The sequence below is a fragment of the Treponema vincentii genome (assembly GCF_010365865.1).
Classification (GTDB): domain Bacteria; phylum Spirochaetota; class Spirochaetia; order Treponematales; family Treponemataceae; genus Treponema.
On the sequence record NZ_CP048020.1, the window covers coordinates 845,353 to 862,381 of the forward strand.

Genomic DNA, 17,029 nt, shown 5'->3' on the forward strand with positions numbered 1-17,029 from the left:
ACGTTAAATTACCCATTACCCACTGGAATCAACCATTACAAATTATCCATTATCAATTAACCGTACCCTTGAACGATACTCGAAAAATAACTAAAATATCTACTTATTATAGAAAATTATAGAAAAACAGAGCTGGAGGCTGGGGGCATGGAAGACCTATTGCACACGATTGAATTGGAAAAAGCATATAATCCTAAGGATTTTGAAGATAGAATCTATGTGGATTGGGAAAAGCAGGGGCGCTTTAAGCCGGTTAAAAAGACCGCTAATACCGGTAAATATGTCGTAGCCATTCCTCCGCCTAATGTAACCGGTGTTCTCCACATGGGGCACGGCTTAAACAATGTGCTGCAGGATGTCGTTGTCCGCTACCACCGCATGAAGGGTGATGAAACGCTCTGGATACCCGGTACCGACCATGCCGGTATCGCAACGCAAAATGTGGTTGAACGTCAGCTAAAGGCGGAAGGCAAAACACGGCACGACCTTGGGCGGGAAGCCTTTCTTAAACGCACGTGGGAGGTCAAAGAAAAGCACCATTCGATTATCACCAATCAGCTGCGTAAAATCGGCGCTTCCGTCGATTGGTCTCGGGAACGGTTTACGATGGACGAAGGGCTTTCCCATGCCGTCCGCACCGTATTCGTTACTCTCTATGAACGCGGGCTTATCTATCGCGGCAACTATCTGGTTAACTGGTGTCCTTCCTGCGGTACTGCGCTTGCGGATGATGAGGTCGACCATGAGGAGACCAAGGGGGGGATGTACCATATCCTGTACCCCCTTGCGGATAAAAACGGTGCCCCCTCCGCGTCGGAATATATCGAAATAGCGACAACCCGTCCCGAAACGCTTTTGGGCGATACCGCCGTTGCCGTACACCCCGATGATCCCCGCTATACTCATTTGGTAGGGAAGAAACTCGTGCTTCCGCTGGCCGGCCGCTGTATCCCGATTGTTGCAGATAGCTATGTCGATAAGGAATTCGGGACGGGCGCTGTAAAAATAACCCCCGCTCACGACCCCAACGACTGGGAAGTCGGCAAGCGGCACAATCTCGAAGTTATCAATATATTAAATCCCGACGGTACGCTGAATGCGGCGGTACCCGAAAAATACTGCGGCATGACGGTGAAAGCCGCCCGTGAAGCGGTTATCGCCGATTTGGAGGCAATGGGCTTATTTAAAGAGAAAGAAAATATTAAACATGCCGTAGGGCACTGCTACCGCTGTCACAGCGTCGTAGAGCCGTACCTTTCGGAGCAATGGTTTGTCAAAATGAAGCCGCTTGCAGATAAAGCGCTTGCCGCGTGGAAAAAAGGCGAACTCGTGTTCTATCCGCAAAAATGGGAGAATACGTACAGTCATTGGATGGAAAACATTCGCGATTGGTGTATTTCGCGGCAGCTGTGGTGGGGGCACCGGATACCGGTGTGGTATTGCCAAGACTGCGGTAAGATGACCGTTTCGGTAAAAGATGTAACCGAATGCCCTCACTGTAAGAGCGCCGCCCTCAAGCAGGATAGCGATGTGCTCGACACGTGGTTTTCCAGCTGGCTGTGGCCGTTCTCGACGCTCGGCTGGCCTGAAAAAACCGAGGATTTACAGCGCTATTACCCGACATCCGCCGTCATCACCGCGCATGATATTATCTTCTTCTGGGTTGCCCGTATGATTATGGCGGGGCTTGAATTTACCGGTACCGTTCCATTCCGAGATGTTTATCTGCATGACTTAGTGCGCGATAAACAAGGACGCAAGATGTCCAAATCGCTCGGTAACGGTATTGATCCGCTGAATATTATCGACGAGTACGGCGCCGACGCTCTTAAATTTACGCTTACCTTTATGTGCACGCAGGGGCAGGATATTCTTATCGACAACGAATCCTTTAAACTCGGCTCCCGCTTTGCCAATAAAATCTGGAATGCTTCACGTTATATCTTAGGAAATCTCGAAGGGCGGCGCATTGTTCCCGTTTCCGCCTCTGAATTAACCGAGCTTGACCGATGGATTTACCATACCCTCAACGAAACGGTTAAAAACGTGCGGGCAGCCTTTGAAGGGTACCGCTATAACGAGGTAGGGCACGGCATTTATGAATTCTTCTGGAATAATTTTTGCGACTGGTATGTCGAAGGGACAAAGCTTTCCTATAAGAGCGGAGATGATGCGGAAAAGGACCGGATAACCTCGGTACTGCTTGCCGTTTTGGAAGAATCGCTCCGGCTGCTGCATCCTGTGCTTCCCTTCGTTACCGAAGAAATCTACCGAAAACTTCCCGAACACTGCGCCGCCGGAGCTTCACACCGTGCAGAGGCGCTGATAACCGCCGATTATCCCGTCTATTGCGAAGAGCGTATCGATACGGTAGCCTCCGCACGCTTTACTGCGCTACAAAATATCGTACGGCTTATCCGCACGCTCAGAGCGGAATGCGGTATCGATCCTCAGCTCAAGCTGCATATTGCGCTCTATATCGAAGCAGGTTCTCCCGCAGCGGCTGCGTTTGAGAATATCGATTTAATTAAGTTATTGGCGGGACTCGCTGATATTGCCTTTATCGAGACGCCCGCCGATAAACCTGCAAATTCCATCGGAACGGTAGGGCCGGGCTTTGAAGCCTTTATCATTACCGGAACCGAGGTAGACCGCAGTCAATTGGCTGCACGCTTTACGAAAGAACTCGAAAAGGAAAAACAGGCGGTGTCCCGTTTAGCGGCAAAACTTTCTAATGTGAATTTTACGGCTCATGCCCCGGCCGAGGTTGTCAAAGCAGAAAAAGAAAAGCTGCATGAGGCAGAACGGCGGATTGAAAAATTTACGCTGTATTTGAGTGATCTTGTGTAAAGATTCCTCGGAAGGATAAGAAGATGGAACAACATGAAGTAGCACTGTTAAAAGGGATGTATCTTGCGCCCTATATTCATTTGGCAACCAGTTTACGGGGTAAAGCGCGCCATGCCGGCGGTAATATGTTTCGCCATCAACTCGATACGATGGCTACGCTTATCGACTACGGCTATATCGACAGTATTTTGTTGAAGGCGTCGATCGTCCATGACGTATTGGAGGATGTACCTGATTTTAATGTGAATGAACTATTGTCGATCGATTCGGAATCTTCTGCCGTTTATGAATTGGTTATGGAAGTTACCCGCCGTCCGGGGCAGACAAAGCCTGAATATCTACAGCATATTATCAGGCATGGTTCACAGCGTGCAAAGGTTCTTAAATGTGCCGATCGAATCAGTAATATGATCAGTTTAGGGTTTGTAAACGACCCTGAGTTTATTAAACGGTATTGTAATGAAACGGAGGTGTATGTATTCCCGATTGCGCTTGAAGTGAACTTTGATATGTATAACGAATTGCTATATCTTGTACAGTCCCGCTTGCAATATCTTGCTGATTTTGAATTTCTTCACCAACACCGTAGAGATACCGCATCTGTTTAAGAGATAAGGTCTATTAGTGTGTACGGAGCTGCCATTTTTCAGCAGCCCCTTTTCCTATTTTCGTAATTTATTCGTCGAAGTCATCCTCAAAACTGTCATCATCGTCATAGGCGTCATCAAAATCGCCATCGTCAAAATCATCATCGAAGTCGTCATCAAAATCATCATCGAAATCATCATCAAAGTCGTCATCGCTAAAATCATCGTCAAAATCATCATTGCCGAAATCATCATCAAAGTCGTCATCGAAATCATCGCCGTCATCGAAAGGAGCAGCCGATAAAAAATGATTTCCGAAAAAGAAAGAAACCTTGTTACTCATAGTGAACCATCCATTGTATTTTTAGAATATCTTATAAAAATGCCTTAGCGGGAAGGCACCGCCGTTCGGTAAACAGCAAAAGCATAATAATAAGAGTATATAGCTCTGTCAACAGGGCGCATTGCAATTTAGCTTAGTCGTGCGAGGCAACGTCGGTATTTATCCGGATTAACTCTAAAAGCCACAATAGGATCGCTGCCTTCTTCGGTGGCCTTGCTGATTGCTGCCGAAGCTTCTTCGATCATGCGGGGAGCAGGAATTAGCCGTCCTGCTCGTGTCGTGAGCCCAATACTGAGTGACTTTTTGGTAGAATCATCCAACACTGTATAGATTTCATCGTAGAGGGTGCTTGCAATTTGCATTGCCTGATCCAGCGGTGCATAAAAGATGATGACGCCGAGAATGTCTTTATTAAAGGCAAACACCTTATGGATACGATCAAGCGTCGAGCGTAGTAGATGAATAATTTGCTGGTTATGAGGTATATCAGTTGCATGAATAAGCAAAAGCGTTAAGTCCTCTTCGGCAACGGCTGTTTCGGTAATCGCAGTTGTTAATTCTTCTATGAGTGTGGCTTGTTCAAGTGAATGGTCTTCACTGCATGCCTCACCTGAAATCGGTGCATTTTCAAAGGTAGTAACGGATGCTTGTTTTGTATGTTCCTGTGATTCGGTTATAGGTTTCAGTGTTTGTGTGTGATTTTCAAAGGATCCGTAATTTTCTGCACCGAAATTCTGTTTGGTATTCGATTCCGAAGTACCGCTCGTTTTTGAATTATCCGCTTCAACTGTGTTTGAAGATATCGATCGTCCTGCATCGATGCCTTCTTGTTCCTCCGTCACACCGCGTTCGAGCTGTGTGTCTTCTGCGTGTTTCGGATATTCGGGGCGTTTTTGTTGGGACCGTTCATCATCATAGATATGGAGACGGTTGAGCGATTCAAGCTGAACATTTAACGGGAGGGAAGATGCCGTTTCAACCGGTTTCCCGTTATTTTTTTCCGGAGACGGCTGGGCACTGTTATTTTGCATTCTCTTGTGTGGATCAAAATTTTCCCTTTGTTGGAGAGTTGAAGTCTCTGTTCCAGTGAATGGTTTTGCAAACGGTCTGATTGTCTTCTCGTCACTCGTTGCAGTAGAGGGAATTTCGTCAACTTGAACAGCATCGGATTCCGTGGTATCCGTTTTAGAGGTGTGCGCAACACTTTCAAGCACGGTTTTCCTTTCGGAAGGTTTTAGATTTATATATGAGAAGATCAGCACCGAGGCAGTCATCAGTACAATCAACAGAAATAAAAAGAATACTATTTGACCGCGATTAAAGACCGTTTCAAGCGGAAGCATTTGGAGTGCTGCATGGGCGGTAATAGTGTTACTCGTTTTTTCAATAGGGATATGTATTTGAGCTACAGTAAAAAAAAGCGGCAGGTTTTTTACTTCGACCATATATTGTTCATTATATGAAAAAATATCGGTATTTTTCGGCCAGATAAACACGATACCGGTACTATCTCTAAGTAAAACCGCTTTTACATACTTGCTGTAGTTACGGCATAGCTGTTCAAGTTGTACTTGTAGTTGGGTTGGGTTACGCTCCTGAGCGGATTCCGACAAAATTCTGCCGGTATGCTGAGCAAACATCTTAAAGTTCTTCAATGCTTCTGTTTTTCCTGCGGTAGAATCACTGTGAAGGGTGAAAACAAACCATAGTAAACTTCCGATAATAACAAGCAATGCGCATACGGCATAGACCGACATCAGTATTTTTTTCATCATAGATCAGTATACTCCGAAATGAATTCCAATACAAGTTCCATATCGGTCAAATTTCCTTTTCTATGAGCTTTACACCATGCAAGCGCGGGAAGGAGAGTCATTACGGCATTCCGATCGTTTTGTCGCAAGCTTTTTGTAAAGGATGCAAGGAATGCCGTATACGGGAATTGCTGAAAGTCGCTCTGTTTCCAAGAGCTGATATGACGTTTTTCCGCTTCAAAAGCTGCTCTGTAAGAATCCAAAAGTGTTGTCCGATAGTTGAGTCCTTGTGCTGTCTGTTCGCTGTAGGTTTCGGTACGGAACATGAGACGGACAAACGAGTGCTCTTGAGGGCAAATACGCATCGCGATGCCGGCATATTGCGCTGAAAGATAGGTGCCGCGGCTATACGCTTTTCCGCCGGTATAGGCAAAGTCCATTCCGCTGCATTCGATATGCCGGTAACCGAGTGCCTGTGCCGCATGGTAGGCTGCGACGGCAACGGTGCCGGAACTCGTAGCAAGCGCCGGGAAAGGGGAAAAAAGTGCGGCTGCTTGGACAAGCGGATGTCCGCCTGCCGTAAAAAAGAAGGCATTACCGTTTTTGTAAAAGCGGCGCGCGCCGGTGGTCTGTGCCGAAAGGTCGAAAATACCTGTTGTTTCTTTAGATATGGCGCCGATAGTGTGTTGATATGAGATATGCTGCGGATCAATCGCGATGAAGAATTCCGGTGTAATACCGCTTGCGCATACGGTGGGGAAGGCCGTATCGGTACAAAATACGGTGTACTGCCGCCGCTCTTTTTTCAGCAACGATAAGCCGACTTCCAAGCTTGGACCTGCTCCTAATATGAGTGCCGTTCGAGTGGTATCAGTACGTGGGTAAGCCGGCTTGATAGAACCCGCAAGGCGTAAATTTAGAAAGGTATTGCGCAGCCAGATTTTCCCAAAATGTGCTTGAACTGAAAAGTCAGCTTTGATTTTTTCAAGTGCATGCTCGATCTTCTCCGGTAAATCTTTTACCTGAGCTTTATAGTATTCATTCCATGTCCTTAGAATATGATAGCCGAAGGTACCGTGTACAGCCGGTAAATAGGCTGCTGTAAGTGCAATTTCAAAGGTATCATCGGTACATGGTGGCAAAAGAAATACTCTGCTATCGGCGAACAGCTCCGTATAGTCGATGAGCGAAAGTAGTTGTTTGAAGGACTCATAATCGGATTCCGTAATTGCACAAAACGATTGAGGATATTTATTTAAAAAGATTTTGATGTGGATGCCGTTCCCCAAGCCGCAAAAAAGCATAAAACCGGCTCCAGAGGTAATGGTGCGTTCTGCCTCTCGTACAGGATTGTAAAGAGATTGCAGCGCTTGTCCCGATACAAAGAGCGGCACCGGCTCCCCTGTCTTTGCCGGTACGACACCTTTATAGGCAGTGCCTGTATGAGAGCGTTGGAGATTTTCTGCGAGTTCCGGCTGTTTAAGGCGTATTGTCGCGAGGTTCATCTCTAAGACTGTCATGTTTCTATCCTTTTAATGAGTGCGCCGAGTATGCGGCTTACCTGTTCCGCCAAGTTTGTTTGTGCCTTTTTATCTACAGGATTTTTTACCACGTTACAATAAGCGGTATAGTTGCACAAGGCGCATATCTGTTTTTCAAGCGTTGCCGCCTCTTCTGCGAGTCGCGTCGGTTCCGTTGCGATTAATGCAGGCACCTCAGTACGCAGTATGTTTAATAGGGCAAGGGCTATCTGTGTGCGTTCCTGACGGGAAAGCGTGGGGTAAGGGGTTACCGAAAGTCGTGCTTCTGTTTGCACGTTATCGGAGATACCGGTTGGCAGGTCTATGGGTCTGATATTCGCCAGCGGTGCCCCCCCCGTACCGGTGCGAAAAAGTCTCCGGGCGGATTCAGGCGGTAGCTGCAAAAACCATTGTCGGTAGGTTTCAAGTGATTGCGCCGCGAAGTTTTGTACGGCGAGTGCATCAGCAAGCGGATGTACTCTGTTCGTTTCGGCAAACAAGCGTGTGATACTTGCATGCGGCTGTGCATGGATAAAGCCTTTTGCAGCTGTCAAATCGACGCCTGCGAGGATGATATTTCGATTTGTATGCCGCAGCAACAGTTCGCAGGCCGTTCCCGTTACTGTGCCATTTTCACGGGCAACAAGTGGTTGTATATTTGTCGCTGTAAAGAGAGCTGTTTCCAGCGGAGAATTGTAAGAAAGCGGTACACAGAGATGGTTCTCCAGTATTGATGTTGGAACAGCTGCTTCGAGTGGAAAAGTAACGGGAACGCCTTGAGGCAATCGCGTAAAGTGAGACAATGCCCAATAACCGGCATCAGTACCGATGCACAGGTCTATCGGTATATTCCGCGCTGTTAGGGCAGCACATGCCGAGGATACGGCAAGGATAGAGTAGGATGTTGCCTGCACTGCGGTGAGCTGTTCTAAGCTCGGCCCCGCTCCGGCTAAGATAAAATCCTGCGCTCCGAATTGCAACGATGCAGGTTGCTCAAGATTAATAAAGTTACAGATCGTGTTTTTAAGCCACTTATTTCCAAAGAATGAACGGGTATGCATGATGCTCGTCAGCATATCGATTGTATTCCGGATAGTTTTCCAGATTGTATTCGCTGCATCGGGAAAAGCTTTGTCGGCAGCTTTCCAGCTTATAAAACGAGTCCCTGCCAGTTTTTCATCAGGTATATGTGATAGTAAGAAAAAAGGTAAGCTTCCGTTCCCCGGCCGCCAGACAGCATCCCAGAGGTTATCGGAGTCGGAAAAAGCTATTTCGTTGTATCGTACTGCGATACGCTTTGCATATGGAAATTTTGCTTTCAGTACCGATGCAAGGTAGGACTCTCCCGGTTCGGTTATGACGATAATCGACGGAGCACCTTCAATAGTGGAAGCAAACTGCTCAGCTTCTTTATTAGGGTTATATTTTGAATGGAGGCGAAAAGGAGACATGGGGTCGGTCGGCCGCTATGCAGAACTCGCATAGCGGCACTGGGAAGATTCTGTTATCAGGAAATGCCTAATTCTTCGAAAAGATGTTTATAAGTTTCAAAATATTCAGATTTGGCAAACTCTTCAATCTTTTTTTCGGGTAAGGCTTCCAGTAATTGATCCATATAGGAAAGAACCGATTTAATCTCGTTTTTCAGTTCTAATGGGATAGAAATGGTTTCCCGCTTTTTGCTTGCAGCTTGCAGCAATGTTTCCTGTTTCGGTTCTTCGAGAACGCTTTCTTTTTCCGGCTCAAGTTCGGGAATCGCGTCTTCAGCGATTGCGTCTAATTCTTCGATCGTATCTTCAGAGGCTTCAGATTTAGCTTTTTCGGCTTCCGATTTCATAGCAGGAGCTTCTTCGATAAAAGGTTCTTCGATAATTTCTTCCTTCATCTCCGCTTCTGCGGTACTTGATGAGTCTGCAAACGGATTCGGGAAATCTTCATCATTTTGAAGCTCGTGGATAGTACGCTCTCCTTCCATTTCTTCGGAAGACTGCGTCTCATTGTTAACCGATTCCATTTCTGTCGAAGGAACTTCAATCTCCTGTTCCGAAGGTATATCAAAGGCCTCTATATTTATATCTTCAAAGTCGCTTTCGTCATCTACCGACTCTGCTTCTTCGATATCTTCAAGCTTGTCCGCTTCTTGATGATGTTCCGCATCTCCGTCAATAAGCTCCATATCTTCATCCGTAACTTCCGATTGATCGTCAAGGTAGCTAAGATCTTCGGGCAGCGATGTAATGGGGGCGGGTTCTACATTAAAGACAGGATCTGAGGCAAGAAGCTTTTCCCCTTCTACCTCAGGTTTATAACCGTTATTCGTCTCTTCCGGAGAAGGCTCCGCTATACTATCCTCAAAGGAGTGATCGACAGAAGGCTCTTCTTGAATCTCCGGATCAATATCTTTTGTAAGTACAGGCGGCACTTCATAGGTTTCGGTTGCTTCCTTGGGAGTTCCTTCATCGGTAGATGATCGCTCTCCATCTTCAGCGTTCCGTTCTTCGGTAAAGTCCGCAGTAATAAGGATGTTATTTAGCTCATCACCAGTGAGGGCAATCGTTTCGTCCGTGTCATCATCGCTGAAAAATCCAGAACTTTCCGTGTCGGCAGCTTTGTTTTCTGTATGCGCGGCAGTATCTTTTACCGGTATTTCGGAAATTACTTTTGATTGAGCTGTCATACCAGCTTTTAAGCTATTCAACTCTGCCTTCAGATCACTGATTTCGTGAGCAATTTGCATCAGCAGTTCCGTCGCTTTATCTTGTTCAGGGGCAGTGTGTCGGGATGGTTCGGCTGTTGTGTCCATGGTTTCCTTTGAATCCTTTTCCAGAGCGGGTTCTATCGGTTCTTTTTCAGGTTTGACGGCTTGCCGTGTTGAAAGCAGATCCTCTTTAACAGCTTCAACATCGTCAAAGAAGGTTGTGTCCTCCGCATCGGATGATTCGTTGTTTGTCTCCGTGCCGAAAATCGAAATATCGGCATTATCTTCTACAATTTGTGGAGACAGTTCCGAAAGCGGCTGTCCCTTAGCTGCTTCATCATCGGCCGTAACATCAATATCGAAAGCAGCCTCTTCTTTTTGTTCATTGTGTTTGGATTCTTGCTTTTCAGAAGCATCATCTTTGAGAATATCGTTAAAATCATCGACTACCTCAAAGTCATCATCCGATCCGGAGTTTTCAGCCGGAACGGCGTCTTCAAAATCGTCAAGAGAAATTTCGCTGAAGTTTTCGAGTCCTGCCGGTAGTTCATCATTATTCGAATGTTTTTCCGTATCGTCCGTAATTTCGGTAAAAGCAAGGTCTATTGGCTCTTCTTCAACAAATGTGTCGGAATTTTCTTGATGCGTTTCTTCTGCGGGGATGTCATCCGAGAAAAAATCATCAACATCCAGCGACTCAAAACTGTTTTCGTCAAGCGCGACATTGGGAGAATCACTGTCGGTATGCGATGAAGCGGGTGTTTCCAGTGCTATTTCAGTTGAAGTATTTGTGTCGTCCAATTCTTCAAGTTCGGGTATTTCCGTATCGGCAGCCATATCCGAAAAAGAGAAATCATCATCAAAATTCGTGCTGTCTTGCTCTGAGCCTATGTCGGAATTGCTCGTAAATTGAGAATCGTCTGAATCGAGCGGTTCATTAATATCTTTCTTTTTCTTAAGCCATACACCATACATATCCAATTTTTCCGTACTTTTACTGTTTATAGAAAAATTAGGATCATATAAATCATCGGTTTTGTTAAAATTATCCATAAAAATTTCTCCACAAGGGCGGCGTCATTATATCATGTATCGGCATACCCTGTATATAACATGAGTGGAAGTCGTGCCGAGAGTTTCTAAAAACTCAGTATTTGCAGGTACTTCCCTACCGATTTTGTCGGTGTCTTCAACTTTCTATTGTACCTTATTTCAAATAAAATTCAAGAAAATATTTATTTTGCCGTTATTAAAATCGAGTATGAAATTTTATTTGAAAGCTATTACGCCGATCTTCGTATTTGCGTTTTTTTATAGTTTTTTGAGTATTTGTTTGGGGGCACGCGGTTTTTTTGCACGCCAGCAGCTGAAGCGACAACACGAGGCTCTTGTACGGCATGTGCAGCTTCTGTCTGATATCGGAGAAGATCTGAATATCCGTATCGCGAATTTGTCCTCCGATCCTCAGACCATCGTCGTGTACGCGCATGAATTAGGATATGTTCAAAAAAATGAGCGGCTTATCAAATTGATGAACTTTTCCGGGGCGGCGGAGCGTACCGAGGATGCCGGCGTTGTGTATTTGATAGAGGCTCCTCGCTATTTGCCGGATACTGTATGCAAAACGATTGCAGTTTCCATGAGCATTATCGTAATTATATGCGAGATGATTGGAAGTAAAAAAAATGCGCATTCAAAAAAAAGCTCCTGATTCGATGGATGTTGTTGCCGCGGAACTCAGGCGTGGCAATATTGCGGTTATCCCGACAGATACGATTTACGGTTTTTCCGGTTTGATCGGCAAGACTGCCGAAGCAATTGCCCGCATTAAAGGAAGATCGGAAGATAAACCGTTTATCGCCCTCATCGCCGAACCGGCGGATATTTACCGCTATACCGAAATAAAAATTCCCGAACATATTCTGAGCTTGTGGCCTGCGCCGCTGACGCTCATTGTCCCATTAAAAGGGAAAGGGCAGGGGACTCAAGCCTTTCGATGTCCCGCAGATGATTGGTTGCGGAGTGTCGTCGCTGCGGCGGGGGATGCGGTGTATTCGACAAGCGTCAACCGTTCGGGAATGCCGCCCCTTACCGACATAGATGCTATTTGCTGCGAATTTGAAGATTCCGTTTCGTTAATTGTCGATGCCGGTAATCTTGAGGGACTCCCTTCTACTCTTGTGGATTTAAGTTCCGGTACTCCCCGCGTGCTCCGCCAAGGTTCTGTCGTTATTGATTAATAAGGATAATCGCATCAAACTGTTTTGCTGTATTTCCCGCAGAATAAATAGGCTATATCTATCCGTGCGGATGGGCTTTGTGGTACAGCTCTTGGAGCTGGGCTGCCGTGATGTGGGTGTACCGTTGGGTGGTTGTGATATTGCTGTGTCCCAACAGTTCCTGTACGACTCGTATGTCCGCTCCGCGGGTGATGAACATCGAAGCAAAGCTGTGCCGGAAGGCATGCGGCGTCAGTTTTTTATAGTTCGGGAGAAGGGCGGTGTACCGGTTGATGATGTACCGGATGCCCTGCGTTGTAAGCGCGCCGCCGCGGCAGTTTAAAAAAAGCGCGTCTTCCGCAACCGCAGTTTTTAAGCCGTCCTGTTCTTTTAGGTAGGCAATCAGTTCCGCCCGTTCCGTCAAATACTGCTGTACCGCTTCCCGGGCAAAGTCCGCAAAGAACACCTTGCGTTCTTTGCTTCCTTTTCCTTGTACGATTGCCCAGCTGCAATCTCCCTTTAAATCCGTTATTTTGAGCCCTTGCAGCTCCGCCGCGCGGCAGCCGGTAGAGTAGAGCGATGAAAAGATCGCCGCATCGCGGGCGTACCATAAAATGCCCGCTTCTTTAGGAAATTCACAGAAGCGTTCCGCTTCGTCGGGGAAGAGGAAGCGGGGCAACTTGTCCGGCTGTTTGAGGTTGCGGACAACCGCGGCGGGGTTCGTGGTGCAGAGCCCTTTCTGCAGGGCATAGCGGTACAGCCCTCGTACGCAGGAGAGGGTACGGTTAATGCTTGCCGGTGCAAAATGCCGGTTGCCGAGGTCTGCAACAAAGATGCGCACCTGTGTTCTCGTAACCTCGGTAAAGGCAAGCTCATTGTCTGCAAGCCAATCAGAAAAAAGCTTGAGGTCGTTCCGGTAGGCTTCAATGGTTTTTTCCGAAAAATGCCGCACCCCTGCGCTGTAGGCGAGGTAGTCTTCAAAGACCGTATCCATCGGCTAGTCGATATCCCGGTCTTCGATGCCTTCGACAACGCTGTGCAGGTAATCGCAGTCAGGGTTTACACAGGCTTTATAGCTTCCGTTCTTTTTATCGTATTTTTCAACCATGAACCAGCCGCATTTGGGACATAGTGCGTTGATAGGCTTAAAATGAGAGATAAAGTTACACTTCGGAAAGTTGGTGCAACCGAAAAATTCTTTGCCTCGTCCTTTTGCCCGCCGGGATACGATGTCTCCGCCGCAGCCGGGACGCGGGCATTTAGCCAATGGGATGGATTTGGTATTGCGGCATTCGGGGAAACCCTCGCAGGCCAAGAAAAAGCCGAAGCGGCCGAGCTTTTTCATCATTCTTTTGCCGCATTTTTCGCATGTAAAGTTTGTCGGCTCATCGAGGCTGCCTTTCAAACTGCCTAAATGCGCCATCACCGAATCCACCTGCGCGATAAACGGGGTATAAAAGGAGCCGATAATCTTTGACCAGTCGGCATTGTGTTCTTCTATTTCGTCCAGTTTTTGTTCCATACCGGCGGTAAAATTGACGTCGATCACATCTTTGAAGTTTGCGACTAGCAGATCATTGATTATTCTACCGAGCTGGGTAGGAACAAGCTGCTTATTGGAGCGGTTGACGTAGTAGCGGTCGAGCAGTACCGAAATAATCGGTGCATACGTCGAGGGGCGTCCGATGCCTTTTTGTTCCAGCATCTTAACGATACTTGCGTCGGTATAGCGGGCGGGCCCCTGCGTAAAGTGCTGTTCGGGAGTCAGGCTGTCTACCGTCAGGGTATCGCCGGTTTTTAAGGCCGGCAACGCCTTGCCTTTTTCTTCTTTTGAAAGGAGCAGATTGAGCACGGCGTAGAATCCTTTGTCCGTTACCTTGGTAGAAGCCGTTCTAAAGACCGCATCTCCTGCGGAAATCTCATAGCTGAGCGTTTCGGTCTTTGCGCCGGTCATCTGGCTTGCAACAAAGCGCTCCCAGATAAGTGTATAGAGGCGCAACTGGTCGCGGTTGAGGTAGTCTTTCAGATAGTCGGGCGTATAAGTACAATACGTGGGGCGGATACCTTCGTGGGCGTCCTGTGCTTTTGCTCCGACGCTGTAGAAATTGGGTTTTTCCGGTAAAAAAGCGGGATATTGCTCGCCGATCCAGTTGCGCACTTCCGCAAGGGCAACATCGGAGATACGCACCGAGTCGGTACGCATATAGGTGATTAAACCGACGCGGCTTGAGCCGACGGCGATACCTTCGTATAGCTGTTGGGCAATCTGCATCGTTTTACGGGAGGTAAAGCCGAGCCGATTCGCTGCCGTTTGCTGCATTGTAGAGGTCGTAAATGGAGGTTTGGGATGGATGGTCTTTTGGGTACTTTTGATATCGGTAACCGTTGCTTCTTTTCCATTCAATACATCGATGATAGCCTGTACTTCCCGCTCGTTTTTAAGCGTCGGTTTTTCTCCTTTATATAACGCGAGCTGGGCATCGAAGGCTGTTTTTCCTTTTTTAAAGGCTCCTTCCAGCGTCCAAAATTCTTCGGGGATAAAATTTTCTACCTCCGCTTCCCGTTCGCAGATGAGGCGCAGCGCAACCGATTGTACCCGCCCTGCGGAAAGGCCGTTCTTTACTTTTTGCCAGAGCAGGGGAGAAAGGTTATAGCCGACAAGTCGGTCGAGGACGCGGCGGGCTTTTTGCGCATTGACTTTCGCTTCGTCGATATCCATAGGATTTTGCACCGCAGTTTTAATTGCCTGCGGCGTGATTTCGTTAAAGACGATGCGGTTTATCGGAACCTCTTCGCATTTTTCTCGTATCGCATTGCAGAGATGATAGGCAATAGCTTCCCCTTCGCGGTCATTATCACTTGCGAGAAAGACGTGCTTGGCGTTCTTTGCATCTTGTTGCAGTTCCTTCAAAAGTTTTGCGCGGCCGCGTACGGTGATATATTCGGGTTGAAATCCGTGTTCTATATCAATTGCGATACGGGACTTCGGTAAATCGATTAAGTGCCCCATCGATGCCTTAACCGTATAGCCGCTGCCTAAGTATTTTTCGATTGTTTTTGCTTTTGCCGGCGATTCTACGATAATCAAGTTTGTTTTTTTCGTTTTTGTCGCGGTTTTTTTCGCCATTTATCGTGCTCCTTTCTCAAACAAAGGTAGTTGTATCTGCCCGTCTCTCTGCAAATACTGCAAGGTTGGGTTTGCCCATTCGCGTAAAAGGTCGCCGGCATGTTCAACCGGAATTGCTCCGTCCTCAGCGAGCTTTTTGCAGCCGGTATTCTGCACGGAATCCTGTAATCCGGCATATACGCATACGTCGCGTCCTTGCTCGAGGGCAAAGTCCGCAGTAATGAGCGCTCCCGATTTTGCCGGCGCTTCGACGACAACGGTTGCGCGGGCTAACCCTGAAATAATCCGGTTACGCTGCGGAAAGCGATAGGCGAACGGCGGTTCCCCGGGCGCATATTCGCTGAGGATGCAGCCGCCCGTTTCGAGTATCCGGCCTGCGAGCCGTGCATTACTCTGCGGATATAACCGGTCAAGTCCGCATGCCAGTACTGCGGTCGTTAGGCCGCCGCCCTCTAAAGATCCCCTGTGCGCAAAGGTGTCGATGCCTCGTGCCAGCCCCGAAATAACGGGGATACCGGCGTGCCCGCATTCGGTACCCAGCTGCAGTGCCGCTTTAATACCGTTCCCCGTCGGGCGGCGCGTGCCGACAATTGCCACCGCAGGCGTATCGGCTTGCGGTAAGATGCCGCGGTAGTACAGCAAAAAAGGCGCATCGGGAATTTCCCGTAGCAGGGGAGGGAAGTCGGAATCATCGTAGAACGTCATGTTGATTCGGCAATACTTCATCAGCGCCTCGGCTTTTTCTACCGCCTGCGGCAGCTGTTCCGGTTTATAACTGCGTGTACGGAGTGTCCGTCGTATCATCCGGCTGAGCGTATCTATTGAACTTACTGTAAGTGCTTGCAAAGTGTCAAGCGTGCGGGCAAGTAAAAGGCGTTCGCTCCCCTTTAGAAAAGAGCAGTACGAGAGTGCAATGTAGAGTTTCCGCCGTTCGGCATCGGTTTTTGTATTCATTATTATGCGTAGAAGCCTACTATTTGCTCACTGCCTTACAGCCGCCGGATCGTTAGCGCCGGGCATTTTCTACGAAGGCCTTGTTTCGTTCGGCATCGGCGCGCTGTTCGGCGCTTCCGCTCGTTTTGATAATACGGTCGTAGGCGGCAATCGCTTTCTCATATTGACCGGTCATGTAATAAGCGCGCCCAAGGATAAATAGGGAATCCAGCGGTTTTTTTTCGCGGGCTGCTACCGGTTCCATAATCGTGATGGCATCTTCCGGCCGATTCAATTCAAAGACATAGAGAACGGACAGTGCATACACCGCCCGCGTATAGGTGGGGTCAAGCTCCACGGCGCGTTTATAGGCGGAAACCGACAAGTCAAAATATGCCCGCCGTTCGTCAAGGCTCATATTCGGGTAATCGAGGGTACTTTTTGCGATGACGGCAGCACATACGCCGATTTGATAAAATACATGCTGATTTTCGGGGAAATATTCCAATGCGCTGCGGAAGGCTTCCAGCGCTTTTTTGTACATCTTTTTATCCATGTACCGGCGGCCGAGAATTTTGTACCAAATGCCGATTCGCTGTTCCATCGTCAGGATATCATTCACCTTCCCCTGATATTTTTGAATTGCCGATTGTAATTCTTCTATAGAAGAGGGATTCTTGACACCCATCTCCATATCCTGCATCCGCCGTATAAAGGCGTTATCTTTACAGGCAACGCAAAGGAAAAGAACGGAACATAATAACCCGATATACGGAACTTTCTTCGATTTCATGTAAACCTTCCATCTTTGTGCGATATTTTAGCTTTGTCAAAATTTGCCGTCAGCTGATGAATAATGCGATTCATCTCTGGTAAACTATTCTTATATATCTTTGTTTGATTGTCAATATTACCGTTGCGGCAAGGTATCTGGCTCCGCTTGGAGATATCTTCTAAAAATCTAACCGAGTTTTTTTTAGATGCCCTTAACTTCTGCG

At 47.4% G+C, this 17,029-nt stretch carries 13 protein-coding genes; 4 read left to right on the top strand and 9 right to left on the bottom strand.

The window, feature by feature from the left end:
* Positions 1 to 147 precede the first annotated feature (147 nt).
* Positions 148 to 2,850, top strand: a complete 2,703-nt coding sequence (locus GWP43_RS03930; protein WP_162662862.1) for a valine--tRNA ligase — start codon at positions 148 to 150, stop codon at positions 2,848 to 2,850.
* Between the two features lie 23 nt (positions 2,851 to 2,873).
* Positions 2,874 to 3,458 carry a hypothetical protein gene (locus GWP43_RS03935; protein ID WP_162662864.1) on the top strand — a complete coding sequence of 195 codons (585 nt, stop codon included), beginning with the start codon at positions 2,874 to 2,876 and terminating at the stop codon, positions 3,456 to 3,458.
* A gap of 67 nt (positions 3,459 to 3,525) precedes the next feature.
* Here the strand turns inward: GWP43_RS03935 and GWP43_RS03940 are convergent, their stop codons facing one another.
* The 5 genes from GWP43_RS03940 to GWP43_RS03960 all read right to left on the bottom strand — a co-directional run bounded on the left by GWP43_RS03940 (position 3,526) and on the right by GWP43_RS03960 (position 10,805).
* Positions 3,526 to 3,780: a hypothetical protein gene (locus GWP43_RS03940; RefSeq protein ID WP_162662866.1), complete on the bottom strand. Its 255-nt coding sequence runs from the start codon at positions 3,778 to 3,780 to the stop codon at positions 3,526 to 3,528.
* A gap of 128 nt (positions 3,781 to 3,908) precedes the next feature.
* The gene (locus GWP43_RS03945) at positions 3,909 to 5,555 is read right to left on the bottom strand and encodes a GGDEF domain-containing protein (protein WP_162662868.1); all 1,647 of its coding nucleotides are present in this window, start codon (positions 5,553 to 5,555) and stop codon (positions 3,909 to 3,911) included.
* Positions 5,552 to 7,054, bottom strand: a complete 1,503-nt coding sequence (locus GWP43_RS03950) for a motility associated factor glycosyltransferase family protein (RefSeq protein WP_162662870.1) — start codon at positions 7,052 to 7,054, stop codon at positions 5,552 to 5,554. Before GWP43_RS03950 ends, GWP43_RS03945 begins: the two co-directional genes overlap by 4 nt.
* Positions 7,051 to 8,505, bottom strand: a complete 1,455-nt coding sequence (locus tag GWP43_RS03955; protein WP_162662872.1) for a 6-hydroxymethylpterin diphosphokinase MptE-like protein — start codon at positions 8,503 to 8,505, stop codon at positions 7,051 to 7,053. Before GWP43_RS03955 ends, GWP43_RS03950 begins: the two co-directional genes overlap by 4 nt.
* Before the next feature lie 56 nt (positions 8,506 to 8,561).
* Entirely contained in the window at positions 8,562 to 10,805 is a 2,244-nt protein-coding gene (locus GWP43_RS03960; protein ID WP_162662874.1) for a hypothetical protein, read from the bottom strand.
* 280 nt (positions 10,806 to 11,085) lie between these two features.
* On the opposite strand from GWP43_RS03960, the gene GWP43_RS03965 reads away from it, so the two are divergent.
* Positions 11,086 to 11,463, top strand: coding sequence for a septum formation initiator family protein (locus GWP43_RS03965; RefSeq protein WP_230978017.1), 378 nt, complete (start codon positions 11,086 to 11,088; stop codon positions 11,461 to 11,463).
* Positions 11,438 to 11,992 carry an L-threonylcarbamoyladenylate synthase gene (locus tag GWP43_RS03970; RefSeq protein WP_162662879.1) on the top strand — a complete coding sequence of 185 codons (555 nt, stop codon included), beginning with the start codon at positions 11,438 to 11,440 and terminating at the stop codon, positions 11,990 to 11,992. Before GWP43_RS03965 ends, GWP43_RS03970 begins: the two co-directional genes overlap by 26 nt.
* A 58-nt stretch (positions 11,993 to 12,050) precedes the next feature.
* Here the strand turns inward: GWP43_RS03970 and GWP43_RS03975 are convergent, their stop codons facing one another.
* The 4 genes from GWP43_RS03975 to GWP43_RS03990 are packed head-to-tail and all read right to left on the bottom strand — an operon-like array spanning position 12,051 to position 16,824.
* A complete protein-coding gene (locus GWP43_RS03975; RefSeq protein ID WP_162662881.1) occupies positions 12,051 to 12,965 on the bottom strand; it encodes a tyrosine-type recombinase/integrase in 915 nt (304 codons plus the stop codon).
* A gap of 3 nt (positions 12,966 to 12,968) precedes the next feature.
* Positions 12,969 to 15,098 (bottom strand): type I DNA topoisomerase, encoded by a 2,130-nt coding sequence (gene topA, locus GWP43_RS03980; protein ID WP_162662883.1) that lies wholly within the window; start codon positions 15,096 to 15,098, stop codon positions 12,969 to 12,971.
* Positions 15,099 to 16,052 carry a DNA-processing protein DprA gene (gene dprA / locus GWP43_RS03985; protein ID WP_162662885.1) on the bottom strand — a complete coding sequence of 318 codons (954 nt, stop codon included), beginning with the start codon at positions 16,050 to 16,052 and terminating at the stop codon, positions 15,099 to 15,101.
* Between the two features lie 52 nt (positions 16,053 to 16,104).
* A complete protein-coding gene (locus tag GWP43_RS03990) occupies positions 16,105 to 16,824 on the bottom strand; it encodes a tetratricopeptide repeat protein (RefSeq protein ID WP_162662886.1) in 720 nt (239 codons plus the stop codon).
* Between the last annotated feature and the right edge of the window lie 205 nt (positions 16,825 to 17,029).

What these genes read in the sequence shown, in the direction of transcription:
- GWP43_RS03970 (WP_162662879.1), top strand. Translation starts at nt 11,438, where the DNA reads ATGCGCATTCAAAAAAAAGCTCCTGATTCGATGGATGTTGTTGCCGCG.
- GWP43_RS03935 (WP_162662864.1), top strand. Translation starts at nt 2,874, where the DNA reads ATGGAACAACATGAAGTAGCACTGTTAAAAGGGATGTATCTTGCGCCC.
- GWP43_RS03960 (WP_162662874.1), bottom strand. Translation starts at nt 10,805, where the DNA reads ATGGATAATTTTAACAAAACCGATGATTTATATGATCCTAATTTTTCT.
- GWP43_RS03955 (WP_162662872.1), bottom strand. Translation starts at nt 8,505, where the DNA reads ATGTCTCCTTTTCGCCTCCATTCAAAATATAACCCTAATAAAGAAGCT.
- GWP43_RS03940 (WP_162662866.1), bottom strand. Translation starts at nt 3,780, where the DNA reads ATGAGTAACAAGGTTTCTTTCTTTTTCGGAAATCATTTTTTATCGGCT.
- dprA (WP_162662885.1), bottom strand. Translation starts at nt 16,052, where the DNA reads ATGAATACAAAAACCGATGCCGAACGGCGGAAACTCTACATTGCACTC.
- GWP43_RS03990 (WP_162662886.1), bottom strand. Translation starts at nt 16,824, where the DNA reads ATGAAATCGAAGAAAGTTCCGTATATCGGGTTATTATGTTCCGTTCTT.
- GWP43_RS03950 (WP_162662870.1), bottom strand. Translation starts at nt 7,054, where the DNA reads ATGACAGTCTTAGAGATGAACCTCGCGACAATACGCCTTAAACAGCCG.
- topA (WP_162662883.1), bottom strand. Translation starts at nt 15,098, where the DNA reads ATGGCGAAAAAAACCGCGACAAAAACGAAAAAAACAAACTTGATTATC.
- GWP43_RS03930 (WP_162662862.1), top strand. Translation starts at nt 148, where the DNA reads ATGGAAGACCTATTGCACACGATTGAATTGGAAAAAGCATATAATCCT.
- GWP43_RS03975 (WP_162662881.1), bottom strand. Translation starts at nt 12,965, where the DNA reads ATGGATACGGTCTTTGAAGACTACCTCGCCTACAGCGCAGGGGTGCGG.
- GWP43_RS03945 (WP_162662868.1), bottom strand. Translation starts at nt 5,555, where the DNA reads ATGATGAAAAAAATACTGATGTCGGTCTATGCCGTATGCGCATTGCTT.